The 14,161-nt window shown below is 60.5% G+C and carries 13 protein-coding genes; 6 read left to right on the top strand and 7 right to left on the bottom strand.

Annotation, left to right across the window (positions count from 1 at the left end):
• Window positions 1–16: 16 nt before the first annotated feature.
• Together ELE36_RS04455 and ELE36_RS04460 are read left to right on the top strand one after the other, a co-directional pair.
• Window positions 17–1,819 (top strand): cation:proton antiporter, encoded by a 1,803-nt coding sequence (locus tag ELE36_RS04455; RefSeq protein ID WP_340642625.1) that lies wholly within the window; start codon window positions 17–19, stop codon window positions 1,817–1,819.
• 199 nt (window positions 1,820–2,018) lie between these two features.
• A complete protein-coding gene (locus ELE36_RS04460) occupies window positions 2,019–2,357 on the top strand; it encodes a hypothetical protein (protein WP_129831944.1) in 339 nt (112 codons plus the stop codon).
• Between the two features lie 202 nt (window positions 2,358–2,559).
• On the opposite strand, the gene ELE36_RS04465 is transcribed toward ELE36_RS04460, so the two are convergent.
• Window positions 2,560–3,948, bottom strand: a complete 1,389-nt coding sequence (locus ELE36_RS04465) for a GTP-binding protein (protein ID WP_129831945.1) — start codon at window positions 3,946–3,948, stop codon at window positions 2,560–2,562.
• A gap of 170 nt (window positions 3,949–4,118) precedes the next feature.
• Here ELE36_RS04465 and ELE36_RS04470 point away from each other — a divergent pair, with 170 nt between their 5' ends.
• The 3 genes from ELE36_RS04470 to ELE36_RS04480 all read left to right on the top strand — a co-directional run bounded on the left by ELE36_RS04470 (window position 4,119) and on the right by ELE36_RS04480 (window position 6,402).
• Window positions 4,119–4,856: an alpha/beta hydrolase gene (locus ELE36_RS04470; protein ID WP_129831946.1), complete on the top strand. Its 738-nt coding sequence runs from the start codon at window positions 4,119–4,121 to the stop codon at window positions 4,854–4,856.
• A 108-nt stretch (window positions 4,857–4,964) separates the two neighbouring features.
• Window positions 4,965–5,780: a hypothetical protein gene (locus ELE36_RS04475; RefSeq protein WP_129831947.1), complete on the top strand. Its 816-nt coding sequence runs from the start codon at window positions 4,965–4,967 to the stop codon at window positions 5,778–5,780.
• Between the two features lie 175 nt (window positions 5,781–5,955).
• The gene (locus ELE36_RS04480; RefSeq protein ID WP_242512364.1) at window positions 5,956–6,402 is read left to right on the top strand and encodes a nuclear transport factor 2 family protein; all 447 of its coding nucleotides are present in this window, start codon (window positions 5,956–5,958) and stop codon (window positions 6,400–6,402) included.
• 228 nt (window positions 6,403–6,630) lie between these two features.
• On the opposite strand, the gene ELE36_RS04485 is transcribed toward ELE36_RS04480, so the two are convergent.
• Entirely contained in the window at window positions 6,631–7,662 is a 1,032-nt protein-coding gene (locus tag ELE36_RS04485) for a hypothetical protein (RefSeq protein WP_129831948.1), read from the bottom strand.
• Window positions 7,663–7,710: 48 nt separating this feature from the next.
• On the opposite strand from ELE36_RS04485, the gene ELE36_RS04490 reads away from it, so the two are divergent.
• Window positions 7,711–8,652 carry a glycosyltransferase family 2 protein gene (locus ELE36_RS04490; RefSeq protein ID WP_129831949.1) on the top strand — a complete coding sequence of 314 codons (942 nt, stop codon included), beginning with the start codon at window positions 7,711–7,713 and terminating at the stop codon, window positions 8,650–8,652.
• A 94-nt stretch (window positions 8,653–8,746) separates the two neighbouring features.
• On the opposite strand, the gene ELE36_RS04495 is transcribed toward ELE36_RS04490, so the two are convergent.
• The 5 genes from ELE36_RS04495 to ELE36_RS04515 form a co-directional block, all read right to left on the bottom strand.
• Window positions 8,747–9,463: a glycosyltransferase gene (locus ELE36_RS04495; protein WP_129831950.1), complete on the bottom strand. Its 717-nt coding sequence runs from the start codon at window positions 9,461–9,463 to the stop codon at window positions 8,747–8,749.
• A gap of 2 nt (window positions 9,464–9,465) precedes the next feature.
• Complete coding sequence (locus tag ELE36_RS04500; RefSeq protein WP_129831951.1) at window positions 9,466–11,313, bottom strand: glycosyltransferase family 39 protein; 1,848 nt, start codon at window positions 11,311–11,313, stop codon at window positions 9,466–9,468.
• Between the two features lie 123 nt (window positions 11,314–11,436).
• Window positions 11,437–12,714 carry a lipopolysaccharide biosynthesis protein gene (locus tag ELE36_RS04505; protein ID WP_129831952.1) on the bottom strand — a complete coding sequence of 426 codons (1,278 nt, stop codon included), beginning with the start codon at window positions 12,712–12,714 and terminating at the stop codon, window positions 11,437–11,439.
• Window positions 12,715–13,058: 344 nt separating this feature from the next.
• Window positions 13,059–13,646, bottom strand: a complete 588-nt coding sequence (locus ELE36_RS04510; RefSeq protein ID WP_129831953.1) for a hypothetical protein — start codon at window positions 13,644–13,646, stop codon at window positions 13,059–13,061.
• The gene (locus ELE36_RS04515; RefSeq protein ID WP_129831954.1) at window positions 13,528–14,133 is read right to left on the bottom strand and encodes a hypothetical protein; all 606 of its coding nucleotides are present in this window, start codon (window positions 14,131–14,133) and stop codon (window positions 13,528–13,530) included. Before ELE36_RS04515 ends, ELE36_RS04510 begins: the two co-directional genes overlap by 119 nt.
• Between the last annotated feature and the right edge of the window lie 28 nt (window positions 14,134–14,161).

Genomic DNA, 14,161 nt, shown 5'->3' on the forward strand with positions numbered 1-14,161 from the left:
CCATTAAGCAAACCCGTTGCCACGCGTCGGCAAAGGTCTGCCGCGCGAGGGCAATAACACAATCATGCATTCCATCGACTTCATCCACGATCTCGCGGTCATCATGCTGATCGCCGGTGTGGTCACGGTACTGTTCCATCGGCTTAAGCAGCCGGTCGTGCTGGGTTATATCGTAGCCGGGGTGATCATCGGTCCACACACGCCGCCGTCGCCGCTGATCACCGATCAGCACACCATCGATATTCTCGCCGAGCTTGGCGTTATTTTTCTGATGTTTTCGCTCGGGTTGGAATTCAGTCTGCGCAAATTGCGCGCCGTCGGCGCGACCGTCGCCGTGGCTGGATTGGCCGAAATCGTCTTGATGATCTGGATAGGCTTCGAGATCGGCCGGCACTTCGGCTGGAAGACCATGGATGCGTTGTTCCTCGGCGCGATGATGGCCATTTCCTCGACCACGATCATCGTGCGCGCACTCGACGAGCTCGGTCTCAAGCGTGAAGGTTTTGCGCAGATCATCTTCGGCATTCTGGTGGTCGAGGATATCCTAGCGATCTGCATGATGGTGCTGTTGACCGGACTCGCCGTGAGCGGCAATGTCTCGCCGCAGGAAGTCGCGCTTACGTTCGGCAAGCTCACCATTTTCCTCGTGGTATCACTAGTGGTCGGTTTGCTCGTCGTGCCGCGCCTGCTCGACTACGTCGCGCGCGTGAAAAGCAACGAGATGCTGCTGATCAGCGTGCTCGGCATTTGCTTCGGGTTTTGCCTGCTGGTGATCCGTTTGGGTTACAGCGTGGCGATGGGCGCGTTTGTGATCGGCGCGGTGATGGCCGAGGCGCGCGCGCTGCGCAATATCGAGCGCCTGATCGAACCGGTGCGCGACATGTTCAGTGCGATCTTTTTCGTGACGATCGGGCTGATGCTCGATCCGCGTGTACTTGGAGATTACCTCGGCCCGATCGTGGTAGTCAGCATCGCCGTGATCGTTGGCAAGATCGTCGCCGTGAGTGTCGGCAGTTTTATCGCCGGACAGGAAGGACGTACCTCGATGCGCATCGGCATGGGCATGGCGCAGATCGGCGAGTTCTCGTTCATCATCGCTACGCTTGGCATCAGCCTGAGCGTCACCAGCGATTTTCTGTACCCGGTGGCGGTCGCGGTTTCGGTGATTACCACGGTGCTGACGCCGCTGCTGATTCGTTCCGCTGATCCGCTCACAAAAGTATTGGCGCGCGCGATGCCGCGACGCTTGTCACGCGTGTTCGGATTTTACACGGGTTGGTTGCAAAGCCTGCGTCTGGAAGGCGATCAGGCGGTCATCGCGGGCATGGTGCGCAAGATCTTGATGCAGGTTTTTATCAACTTCTGCATCGTCGTGGCGTTGTTTCTGGTCAGCGCGTATCTCGTGCGCGATGCGCGAATCTTTGCCGGATGGGTCAGTGATTCCGGTATCCAGAAAGCGCTCGGCTGGGGCGGCGCGTTGCTGCTGTCGATCCCGTTTTTGATCGCCGCATATCGCAAGCTCAAGGCGCTCAGCATGATGCTCGCGGAGGTCGGCGTGCGGCGCAGTTTTGCCGGTCGCCATACCGATAATGTGCGACGAGTGGTGGCCGAGGTCATTCCAGTAATTTCGCTCGCGGTGATGCTGGTGCTGTTGTCGGCGTTGAGTTCGAGCATCCTGCCGCCGGCCGAAATGCTGTTACTGGTGCTGGTGGTCGGCGCGCTGGTGGTCATGTTGTTGTGGCGACAATTCATCAAGCTGCATTCGCGCTTGCAGATCGCGCTGATCGATACATTTCAGAAGCCGCCCGCCGAGCATTGATGCGCTGGAATCGACGTACTTTGCGTGCGATCGAATGAGTTATCGCGGACTAAAATTTTTCAGCTGCAGATTTACACATAATTGTGCGTTTCTTGATTGACCCTATACAAAAATTTACATAGAGTGCCGTCATGGCTAGAAACTTGTAAGCCATCGCCCCAGGGGGAATGTGGCGCCCCAATATCGACCGGAGTTAATCATGAAACGCGTTGCATTATGTCTTGCCTTATCGTTCGGTCTGCTGTCCAGTGCTTCCGCACTCGAGCTTGCCGTTTCGAACCAATCCAAATCTGCGATTCACCATCTTTATCTTAACCTCGCATCGTCCAGCGAATGGGGTCCTGATCAGCTCGGTGAAAAAAGCTCTGATGTCGTGCAACCAGGTGGCAAGTTCACCTTGAGCGGCATCAAGGCCGGCACCTATGACGTCAAGATCGCGACCGCCGACGGCACTGAGTGCATGGTCGAAGGTGCTGACTTCAACGAAAGCAAAGAATGGCTTATCACCGAGAAAATGCTTGCAAAATGCGGTGAATAAGAAGTTCTAGCTGCTGTTATTCGGTGGCTGCAAAACGAGCAGGCTGGCAAGAGGTCGAAAGACTTTCTGCCAGCCTGTTTCTTTTTGCGAAGAAAAAAGCGTCACGCTAAATTTTCATAGCCGATCTCGCGAAATTGGCACAGCATTTTTTCGCGAGATCGGTACTTGCTGGCTTGCTTTCTGCTGACGCCGTTCGGAAGTTTCATTCCTTCGGGGCGTGGCTTGTGACCTCGACGCCATAACGCTCATGCAAGCGCGCGATCATCACGCGCAGATGCAAATCGCCGAGTCCGTGTATTAGCGTTTCGTTGGATTCGTTGCGATGCTCGACCGTGAAACACGGATCTTCTTCGGTCAGTTTCAACAACGCGATGGCGAGCTTTTGCTCCTGGCCGCGCGCGGCAGTCTTGATCGCGAGACTGAACGTTCGCTGCGGAAAATCCAGCGGCTTCAGATGGAAGTTGTCCTCGTCGTGCGAGTCGTGCAACACCGCGTCGAAATGCACCTCGTCGATCTTCGCCACCGCCGCGATGTCGCCAGGAATCGCTTGCGCAATCTCGATGTGATCCTTGCCCTTGAGTTTGTACAAATGCGTCACCTTGAACGGTTTTTTGCCGTCATCGACAAATAACTGTGCGTCCTTCTTGATGGTGCCCTGGTACACGCGAAACACACTCAGTTTGCCGACGAAAGGATCGTTGATGATCTTGAACACATCGGCAATCACGTGCTGGCTGGCGTCCGCTACAGCCACAACCGGTTCGGCATCGGCACCCACGCCTTTCAGAAATTGCGGTGGATTTCCTTCGGTTGGATTCGGCAGCAGCTTGACCATCAGATCGAGCAATTCGCGCACGCCGGCACCCGTTCGCGCCGAGACAAAGCAGATCGGCACCAGATGACCCTCACGCAGACATTGCTCGAACGCATCGTGCAATTCGCTGCCGGATAAAGCCTGCTCACCGGCTTCGAGATAATGATCCATCACCGACTCGTTGATCTCGACCACCTGGTCGACAATACGCTGGTGCGCCTCGGCCACGCTGCCGAAATCGGCGACACCGCTGGGCTTGAAAAAACAATCGACGACGGTCTTGCCGCCGCTCGCGGGCAGATTGATCGGCAGACATTCGGGGCCGAAGGTTTCGCGCAATTGTTCGATCAATGCACGGCAGTTGCCGCCGTCGATCTTGTTGACGATCAGCAAGCGACAGACGCCCCGCGCCTTAGCGTATTCCATCATGCGCCGCGTGTTGAGCTCGATGCCGTTATGCGCGTTGACCACGATCGCGCAGGTTTCTACCGCGCCGAGCGCAGACAGCGTCGGGCCGCAAAAATCCGCATAGCCAGGCGTGTCGATCAGGTTGATATGACAGCCGTCGCGGTCGATGCTGGCGATCGCGGTGTTCAGCGAATGCGCGTAGTGTTTTTCCATCGGATCGTAATCCGAAACGGTATTGCCGCGATCAATGCTGCCGGCGCTCGGCGTTGTGCCGCCGACATGCAGCAGGGCTTCGAACAGGCTGGTTTTGCCGACGCCGGTATGACCGACGAAGGCGATATTGCGGATGGCTTGTGTCGTGTAAGGCATGATCGACCCTTCCTTGCGTAGTGCGCGGTGTGATGGGCGTCATGCTCGTCCGCAGGAGCCGTGGCGGGTGCGCAGGCAGGCGGTCATGGCGTGGGGTTCGTGCTGCAAGTTTCAGCCTCGAACCGACTAGCCGCTAGACTTGCCTTAATGCAGCGATTGGTCAAGCCAGTATGCACAAGGAAAAACACGATCGCCGCGCAATATGTGTGCACGGCGCGGGCGGCGGCGGTTGGGAGTGGACGATCTGGCAGCGGGTTTTTGCCGCGCACGGCTGGAAGGTGCAGGCGCCGGATCTGCAACCTGCGCCCGCCGGAATCGCAGCCACACAGCTCGACGATTACACCGCGCAAGTAGCGGCGTGGACGGCAAGCCAATCGACGATTCCTGCGGTGTTGATTGGCGCGAGTCTCGGCGGTTTGCTGGCATTGCAGATCGCGTCACGTGTGCCGGTCGCCGCGTTGGTTCTGGTGAATCCACTACCGCCAGCACCGTTGCAGATGTCGATCGAAAAATCCGCGTATCCGCGGATCGTGGCGTGGGGAAAAGCGCGCTCGCTGGCAGGCACGCGGCGGGCGATGCCGGATGCCGACGATGCTGCGTGCGTGTATGCGTTTCGCCGCTGGTCTGATGAATCCGGCAGCGTGTTGAACGCGGCATTGCGTGGCGTGGATGTGACTCTGCCGACGTGTCCGATCCTGCTGCTGGCGAGTGAGCTGGATGACGACGTGCCGCTCGCCACATCGATCGCGCTGGCGTCATGGTTGAACGCGGATTTGATCTGCCTGCCGCAAGCGAGTCATGTCGGTCCATTGCTCGGGATAGCGGCGGCGGACTGTGCCGAACGTGTGCTGCAGTGGTTGCACGAGGCCAAATACAATCCTGCGCGAGCCGTGCGAAAAAGTTTGTAAACTCGCGCTCGTTCGGGCGGCTTGATGGTGGCATTTAACTGCGAGTTATGCCGCTGCCCGTATGCTGCGGGCTTCGCATCAGGTGCCACTGCCGGCTCGCTTTTTCGTATGGCCCATGCTCCCCAACGTGTCGCCGCCGAGTCGCTGCCATTGCCCGCGCTGACGGCATCTGATGCCGCCGTTGATGCGCAAGATATTCCCGTGCTGCGGATTCGTGGTATCCCGGCGCGCGACGCCACGCGCTGGCTCACGGCTAGCGCGTGGCTTTTCACCTTGCTGTTGCATGTGTGGTTGTTGATCGCGTTGCGCGAAGGCATGCGCCCGCTTCAGCTCGATGGCCGCGACGGCGCACCGATCCAGGTCGAGCTGATCCCCGTGCCGATTCCGCCGCCCGCCGTTGTTCCGTTGGCGGTCGAACCGTTGCCGCGCAGAACAACCGCACCGACCATTCATCCGGTCGCGCCGACCATGGATCAGCGCAATACGAGCAAGCCCGAGTCCGCAGCCAAGCCGTCCAACATGGCAACGCCCACAGTCGCGATCGATGCGCCGGCCATGCGTTTTTACAATCCCGACAGCTCGGCGAATATTCCGAAGGACCTGCTCGCGCAGGTCGAGCGCAGCATGCCCAAGCCGAATTTCACCGCCAAGGAGTTTGTGTTGCCAGAATTCATGCAGCACAAGAATCCGCTGCATTATCTCGCGACCGATTTCGAACCAACTTGGGTGCCGATCAACGAAAATCTGCTTGATGAATTCGTGCGCCGCAACCTCACGCGTGAGGTTACATTCAAGACGCCGTGGGGTGGCACGATTCGTTGCACCTGGGTATTCGTGATGGGCGCGTGCGCGGGTGTGCCGCCCGCGGCGTGGAAAAATCCCGACAAGAAAACCTTGCCGATGCCCGCGCCAGAATGGCAATAACGCTGCGGATATTGCCGCGGTGATTGCGCAGAATGAATGCGGCGCGATCGCGCCGCACAAACCGGCAATGGTTCCGTGTTTGTGCAGACGATTGGAGCTTACGCAATACCTCTGTTCTGGCTAACGTGACTGGCCACAGTGGCAATCGCCGCTGTCCAACACGGGATACGATGCGATGAAAAAATTGATGTTTGGCTGCCTGAGTTTTTTGCTGATAGCGCTGTCGCTGAGCGCAGCAACGCCGGCAGTGGCCGACGAAGAAAAAACCTTGCGCGCGCTCGAGCAAAAATTATGCGAGGCATTTCGCAGCAGCAATGCCGAAGTGATCGGACAGATTGAAGACGACAATTACACGCTGACCAGTTCAACCGCAAAAGTAACCGGTCGCGCTGATGATTTGGCCGAAGCGAAGAACAACGAGCCGCACTACGATGTGTTCAGCAACCACGATGTGAAGCTGCGTTTTTATGGCGATACCGCGATCCTCAACGGCATCACCTCGGTCAAGGGAACTTCGGCCGGCAAACCGTTCGCTGCGGATTTCCAGTACACCGATACCTGGATCAAACGCGATGGTCAGTGGAAGCTCGTTGCGAGTCACGCGACAAAAATCGTCCAATAATCGGCCCTCTGAAAAGCCGGCCCCTTGAGGGCAGCCGGCACGCTCTTGGTGCGGGCAAACTCCGTCACTCGTGAAAAAAATTTGAACCAATTTGTTGCTGGCGACGATTACCCTTTTCATCGGACAGCGTGTGCTCAGGCGTATCCCGCGAGCGCAGTAAATTGGCGGAGCTGTCGCCCATTGCAGCGCGACATGCAGCAGTCTGGTCCGGCAAACATGCGTAGCCGATCAGCGGGTTTTGCCGTTTGCTGGCCCGTCAACATTTTCAGCGTCGGCCCAGCGCTCCAGCGTCGCGTCGATGGCGGCACGATTGGCGGCAGCCATGCAAGCTAGCACCTGCGGTAGTTCGGGATCACCGAACAGGCGCGCGTGCCAAATGTCGTAGTCGCGCAGCACGCTGGCGACTTGTTCGACCAGCATATCGTAGTGCGTCCAGACGATGAAGCGCGCATAGGGCAGTGTGTGACGCAGCGGGCCGTCTTCGCTGACCACGATCACACCGCTCTGCAAGGCCGGCAGGATGCGCAGTTCCTCGATGGTGTCGTTGTGGTCGCTGCGGTGCACGTTCACGAGCACGCGTGTGCGCCGGTATTGTGCTTGCAGCGCATCGCTGTCGAAGCAGCGCTTGAGATTGTCGATCGGCAGGCCGCGCGCGCGCGCTGCAGCGAGGAAACGGCCGCGGCGCCCTTCGCCGGCGTCACTGAACAAAGTCAGGGATGACTGGTCGCGGCCGTCACGCGTGAAGCAATGTTCGTGCAGCAGCGGCGCGATCACCGCGATGTGTGTGAGCAGGTCGTCGAAGCCACCAGCGTCGCGCAGGTGCAGGAAATTCGCGTGACTGTAGTCGAGCACCAGATCGGCCGCGACCAAGGCCGGGCGATGTAGCAGGCGTGCGAGATAGCGACCTTCGCCGTGCGGCAGGGGCGTTGCCGAAACGGGTGCGCCATCGCTGTCGCCGCCGCCCGGTTTTACCAACGTGTGTTCGATCTGAAACGCGATGCGGCGCAGTGGCAGGGCGCAGTCGCCCAAGGGATAGTCGCCGAACACGAGGTGCACAGCCTGCGGTCGTCGTTGCAACGTGTTGCGGAACAGGGCCACGCAGTAGCAGTAATAGGCGCGTACGTAGACGGTATGGCGCGGGTTGTACGTGAGCACTGCGGGGCCCACACGCTCGTGTACAAACGCGCGTACGTCGCGCGCATCGCGACGCGCGAACCATAGGCGCTTCAGGGTCTGCAACATGCCGCTTAGCATGACCATGGGGGCAGCTGCGCACAAGATGCACGGAATTCCGGCTAGACTGGATAGATGAACGTGGAGTCGCCCCGGATCGATGTCTGCATCTGCGCTTTCGCGCGCCGCGAAGGCTTGCACCGTTGCCTGCAATCGCTGGCGGCACAAGTCAATGCGCCGCCATTTCGCGTACGTATCGCCGACAACCACGCGCAGCCGACGGTGGCGGTGTGGATCGCGGCGGACATCGCCTTACTACCGTTCGAGCTGGAAGTGCTGCATGCACCGCACTCCAATATCGCCGTCGCGCGCAATGCGCTGCTGCAAGCGTCGGCGGCCGAGTGGATCGCCTTCCTCGACGACGACGAAATCGCCAAGCCCGACTGGCTCGCGACATTGTACTCAGCGCGCGACACCGGCGATGTCGTGTTCGGGCCGGTACGGGCGCTTTATCCGGCAACCTCGCCGGATTGGTTGGTTCGCGGCGATTTTCTATCGAAGCAGCCGGCGCGGCGTCCTCACGGCTACGACACCGGACCGAGTGCGAATGTGGTGGTGCGGCGAGCATCCATCGGGGCCTCGCACTTCGACGAATCGCTCGGCCGAACCGGCGGCGAGGACACGCTGTTCTTCGCCATGCTGCACGACCGCGGTGCGCGGTTGACCTTCTGCGAGCGCGCCGTCGTATGCGAACCGGCCGACCCGGCGCGCAGCAGCTTCAGCACATTGCTGTGGCGTAACTTCGCCTCTGGCCATGCGCATGCGCGCGTGTTGCGCATGCGTGGGTGCGGACGTTTGCGCATCGCCGTCGTGGCGATGTCGAAATGCGCAGCCAGCCTGATGTTCGCGGCGACGCAGGTCGTTTCCGCTGTCGGATGGCGCAGACAATGCCTGCGTGCCGCTTTGCATGCCGGCGTCATCGCGCACGCGCTCGGAGCGCCGGCACCTGTGCTGTACGGACATTCCTGCGCGCCGAAGGAGCTCCCGGCGTCGTGTCATCACCACAACCTTAAGTGAGCGCCGAAAACTGCGCAATTCGCCAAACCCATCCGATTGCGCACAGTTACTGCGTACCATCGAGAACTTGGGCGAATTGACCCTGACGGTAAGGTTATTGCGCCGCCGCGATGCAGACACTGTGCTTGATCCGCCAGCAACGCAGCAAGGTGCGAATATAGGCCGGCGCAAAACGCATTACGCGCGCCTTGGACACGCCGGCTTCGCGCTGGCGATAGTGGAACGGGATTTCCCGCACGCACAGTCCGCTGAAATAAGCCAGGGCCGCAAGCTCCGGCAGTATGTCGAAATGCTTGCCCTGCGGCGCGAGCGTCGCCAGCGCCTCGCGGCGATAGACGCGAAAGCCGCTCGACAAATCCCGCACCGGCAAACCCAAGGTCGTGCCGAACACGCGATTGAGCAGCAGGCTGAAGAGGCGTCGATCCCAGCGCATGTCGGCGCGGCCGCCGCAGATGTAGCGCGAAGCCACGACCAGATCCGCATCCTCGGCGGCGGCAAGCAAGGCATGCACCACTTCTGCGCGGTGCGACATGTCTGCATCCAGCGTCACGATGTAGTCACCGTGGCAGGCCGAGAAGCCTTCACGCAAAGCACTGGCGTAGCCGCGGCCCATCTGGGCGATGACGCGAGCACCATGGCGGAGCGCAACGGCGACGGTGCCGTCGGGCGAATCCGCATCGATCACCACCACTTCGTAGGTGCGATTACCCTGCGCCATCTGGCGAGCCAGTTCCGGTAGCAGTACAGCCAGCGATGCCGCTTCGTTGCGCGTGAGGATGAGCACCGAGATAGCCGGTGTAGCTGTTTCCATTTCTATTCCTCCGGCAGCATCGACATGGCAGCGACATGCAAGTGGCCGGGCCGCTTGTCAGGGTCGAAACGAAAGTGGTCAGTACGGGCGTACAGCCGACTTCGCCGCAAGTCGAATTCTAACTGTGTCGCAAGGTGTTGCCGTTCGAACTGCCATCGGGAGCCCACTTCTGGCGCGAAGGCGACGACACGCCAGAGGGCAGGGCCCACGCCATCGGATCGCCATTTCTCGAGCCTCGTGCCTCGCTCGGTCGCGCTCTTGCTCATGGCATCGAACAGGCTTTGCGAAGGCGCGATGAGCACCGCACGCGACCACTCCTCGTCAGCGAGCGATGTCGCCGCCGTCGGGCCTAGCCGGAAACTTGTTTCCGGGTGCAAATAGCGGGCGAGCTCAAGAAGGTTCAACGGCGGCGTATCCGTGACGACGATCGCACCGGGGATCGCATCGATCACTGCTGCGGTCTCTCGCAGAGCCAGGAGGCGCGGCACGTCCGTATCCCACCAGCCGCGTGCGGCCTGCGTGCGCCACGCGGTCGCTGCGCCGAGAGCGAGGAGCAACATCAGCAGGAGGTGGCGCGCGCGTGGCCAAGAGTCCGATCGCATCATCCAGTACGCGACCGCGAGTTCGAGACCTGCCCAGGCGGGGATGAGATAACGCGGCACCGTCGAGCGCCGTCCGCCGAGCGTGATGTCCAACGCTGCGAAGGCGAGCCATGGCACCAGCGCGAGGAGAAGGACGTAGCGGCGCGTGGAGCGGTCGGGATGTCGAGTGATCGACACGAGTGCCGCAGCGGCAATCGCAACGACGGCACCTGCGAGAAGAATCGATACGACCGAGATCGCCGGCACCGAAAAGTCGGACGGGAAGATTCCGCCTTCGCCGCGCGGTCGGAAGAAGAGGCTCGTGATCGCGCCGAGCCATCCCCGAGCCAGACCCACGACGCCAATTGGCTCGCTCGACCACGACGTGAGCCGCTGGATTTTCGGGTAGGCCGATGAGCACACGAGCGCCCAAGGAAGCCACGCCGTCACCGCGGCTGCCGTAGCCAGCCAACCTGTATGCAGCGCTCCTCGACGAAGTAACGGCTCGCGGTTCGGTTTTGGCTTTATGGCAAGCGCGAGCAGGCCCGGCACCGCCAGAAGAGCGATCGGATGAGTCCACAGGGCGGCGGTCAAACATAGCGCATAGAGCAGCCACGACGGCAAGTGGCGCGTGTGGCTCGCCCGATTCGCCGCGAGCGCACTCGCGAGAAGAAGTGCGACGCACATGGCGTAAGGGCGGGCCTCTTGGGCGAAGCGTAGCTCCAGTGGAGAAATAGCAGCGAGCGCAACGGCCGCCAATGCGATTTTCTGGTCGAACAGCCGCCAAGCGAGCAAGCCAAGCAGGAGCAAAGATACTGAGCTCGCGACGGCAGAAAGCAAGCGCACGCGAGCGGGGTCGTCCGTGCCCGCAACCACCGCCGCTGCGACGGTGAAGTAGAGCGCGCCGCTCTGCGGCTCATCGGTGGCCACCGCCCGCACGACATCCGGGATCGATCCGAATGAAGCCTCGGAGATTATTGCGCCCTCGGAGCGAGCACCGCCTTGGTATTCTTGGAGTAGCTCGCCGACGTGCAGGACGCGGCCGTCGTACAGCCGGCCGAGCTGCGCCTCGGTCTTGCCGCTCAGATGCAGAAACGTGGCGACTTCGTCGTACCAGACTGGCTTTCGTCCGATCCCCTCGAAACGAAGCCACACTCCTGTCAGGACGGTAGCAAGGAGAATGATGCGCATGACTGGCCAAAGCAGGCGACTGACGGGCGCGAAGGTCATTGGAGCGCTTTTTTTGAAATGAATTTTTACGAATATCAAGAAATTGCGACAGTAAAATCTGGCGACGCAAGCGAGGGACTGGGTGGGACCAAGGGAAATTGTCTCCGGGGTCGAGTGAGTTGTTGGCGGCAGAAAGAAGAGTGCTGTGTTCCGGTGCAAGGATCAGGCGCCGGTTGGCTCCTTGCTGGTATTCGTTCGGACTAGCGTGCGCCAGATCGCTGGAGTGTATACCAAAGGTATCAGCCCGCTAGCGAGCCAGGCGGCGGCTCCCGCGATCATGCCGAAGCGCGGCGTCAGCCAGATCAGCAGCACGATCTGAACCGACAGAACCAAGGCGTTGAGGGTGCCGATCATGCCGTTGCGATGCCAATTCAGCAGCAGTAGTCTGACGGGCGCGAAGACCACGTTCATCGTCACCGCGAGCATCAGCAGACGAAACGTCGATGCGCCCTTGGCTGCAAGTTCGGCGTCATGCAGCCACAAGGTGAGGGCGAGTTGCGGAAACGCCGCCAGGAGCAGGCTTGGCACCGCGATCAAAAGAACAGAAACCTTCAGTATGTCCGCCGCAACACGATGCGGCGAAGAAGCAGTCATCAGTCGCGGCAGGTAGGCGCGCTGAATCGGCATTTGCAGGCTGAACAAAGTCAGCATCGGAATACCGATCAGATAGTACAAGCCATACTCCTGCCCTGGCAGGGCAAGCGCCAGATAGCCGCGGTCGATCTGCGCTGTAACCAAACCGAGCAGAGCCGCCGCAGCAAAGCCGCGTACGTCGTGACGGCGCTCAGGCGGCGTCGCGACGGGTGCATCCGCCGACTCCCTGCGCACGTGGCGATAGTTGAGTGCGAACTCGATCGCCGACACGAGCGCAAATGCGGCCATGTAGGTGTCCGCGCTGGCCTGCCAGAGAAGCAGCGCAGTTAATGCACAGGCGTGCTTGGCCAGAGTGAACATGGCCAGCCGCAGGTTCGCGAAGCGCTGCCGTTCCAGTCCGTTCCAATAGCCGATAGCCGCGTTGTTGGCGAATTGAAACAGGAATTGCAGAAGGGCTAGCCGCAGCGCCCAGAGCGTGTCGGCCGAGATCGGCTCGGATCGGGTCTGGCGATAATCGGCGATAATCGTCAGCGCAATCAATCCGGTCGCGAAGACGACTGCCGACGTGCCTGCGTATATCCGCAGGAAGCGCCGATACGTCCAGGTTGCCCCGGTGGAAGCGCGTGCGACGTCGCGCAGCATCAGTGGCCCCAGCATCATGTCGAGCGAGAACAGGACGCCTTGCAAGGTGAGACACAAGGCGACGCTACTCCAGCCGGAGCTGCCCAGCAGGTGCAGGTACCAAGGCACCACGACAATCGGGATCAAGGCCAGGAAGCCGACGTATCCGTAGTTCGAGACGAGGTTCTCGATGAGGCGACGTGTCGGCGGGGCTGGAATGCGCATCAGTCTCGGGGTTGCTGGAATTATCCGAGGATCGGCTTGTCCTTGAGGAATGCCAAGCGCGACGCGTGCTGTGGGGCGGTCGCCATTTTATCGTCCTCGCGGACGGCTCCGGCGATCAGTTCGAACGGTATTCGATACCGGCGCTGCCCCCGCTTGCCCGGTTTTGATCGTAGATGAAAAGGTAGTGCAGCGCAATCAGCGTCTCCCGGCTACTGCAGTGGATGCTCGTGTTTGGCGTGTGATTGTCAGAGGCTACGCATGACCGGGCTAGCGAGCCAAAGACAAAGTCCGGCGAGCTGCGACACATGCATTGAGCTTATTCGTGCATGCGGTGACCTCGAGCATCAAAACTTCGTTGCGCTTCCGTGCGACGGAGGCTGAACCTGCAGATCGAGGCGATGTGCCAATTCGATACTTGTAGGCGCGGCCAAGCCACCATAGGCGAGATCGACGTCGATAAGTCGCTTCATCGCCGCGTCCGTTTTTCCTGCTTCGGTCTGTGACTGCACGTTAGCCAGTTTGCGGCGTATTTCTTCGTTGCGCTGCCGGCGACGTTCGGCGAGTTCGGTGCGCGGTGCTGTCGGCATTTCCAGAGCACTCAACGCGTGATCCAGCGTTGCCGCATCGACTGGCGCGTGACCGAGATTGCGCATCGGTGTAATCACGATGTCGGTGATGCAAAGGGCGCGCGCGGAATCGCGGCTATGCGCATCGGTGACCAGGTTGGTATCGTCCTGGGTGCCGGTCGCGTAGACGAGGCGAGTGTGCTCCTCGAAGCGCTGAAACAGCGTCTGCGGCGGCAACGGCAGAATGTCACTGCCGAATCGGTCGCTGCCCGCATTCAGCAGCGCACCAGCGAAGACTTCGGGATACGCGAGTGCCGATGCGCAAGGCCACGCGCGATCCGCCTGACAATCCGCCGATGTACACACGCGAGCGATCCACGGTGTAGCGCCGGGCGATATTTTCGTAAGCGCTCAGCGCGAGCGGGATGCGGCGTTCCAGCACATTTCGATCGTTGCCTGAGTTCGATGCCGTGATCGCGATCACGCCGTGTTTGTCGAATTCGGGCAACCAGCGCGGCGGGAATTTCGCCTTGTCCCATGGCAGGATAAAAACCAGCAAACCATAGCCGCCAGCGGGTTTGTCGCCCTTGGGAATGTAGACGGTGAAGCGCTCTTGCGCCAGAGTGATGCTCTGCTCGACCAGCGTTTGTTCCGAGGTGGCGATCTTGTCGTGCATGCGCTCGTTCCAGAGCGGACTCATCAAACGCCCGAGCATTTCCTCGCTACTGGCCAGCGGCGAGTACAGATCGAAAACGACATCGCTGTGCAGGCCCGGTGGCAGCACCGCAACCACAGCAGCAGGCATCGATTGTCCATGCGCCATGGCGCTGCCGAAGGCGAGCAGGGCCAACATCACGAGCCTCGGCAGCGAGGTCAGCACT

The sequence above is a fragment of the Pseudolysobacter antarcticus genome, assembly GCF_004168365.1.
In the GTDB taxonomy this organism is placed as follows: Bacteria; Pseudomonadota; Gammaproteobacteria; order Xanthomonadales; family Rhodanobacteraceae; genus Pseudolysobacter; species Pseudolysobacter antarcticus.

Bases quoted from the DNA above. Each gene is read 5' to 3' on its own strand.
- ELE36_RS04460 (WP_129831944.1), top strand. From the start codon at position 2,019: ATGAAACGCGTTGCATTATGTCTTGCCTTATCGTTCGGTCTGCTGTCC.
- ELE36_RS04465 (WP_129831945.1), bottom strand. From the start codon at position 3,948: ATGCCTTACACGACACAAGCCATCCGCAATATCGCCTTCGTCGGTCAT.
- ELE36_RS04470 (WP_129831946.1), top strand. From the start codon at position 4,119: ATGCACAAGGAAAAACACGATCGCCGCGCAATATGTGTGCACGGCGCG.
- ELE36_RS04475 (WP_129831947.1), top strand. From the start codon at position 4,965: ATGGCCCATGCTCCCCAACGTGTCGCCGCCGAGTCGCTGCCATTGCCC.
- ELE36_RS04480 (WP_242512364.1), top strand. From the start codon at position 5,956: ATGAAAAAATTGATGTTTGGCTGCCTGAGTTTTTTGCTGATAGCGCTG.
- ELE36_RS04485 (WP_129831948.1), bottom strand. From the start codon at position 7,662: ATGGTCATGCTAAGCGGCATGTTGCAGACCCTGAAGCGCCTATGGTTC.
- ELE36_RS04490 (WP_129831949.1), top strand. From the start codon at position 7,711: ATGAACGTGGAGTCGCCCCGGATCGATGTCTGCATCTGCGCTTTCGCG.
- ELE36_RS04495 (WP_129831950.1), bottom strand. From the start codon at position 9,463: ATGGAAACAGCTACACCGGCTATCTCGGTGCTCATCCTCACGCGCAAC.
- ELE36_RS04505 (WP_129831952.1), bottom strand. From the start codon at position 12,714: ATGCGCATTCCAGCCCCGCCGACACGTCGCCTCATCGAGAACCTCGTC.
- ELE36_RS04515 (WP_129831954.1), bottom strand. From the start codon at position 14,133: ATGTTGGCCCTGCTCGCCTTCGGCAGCGCCATGGCGCATGGACAATCG.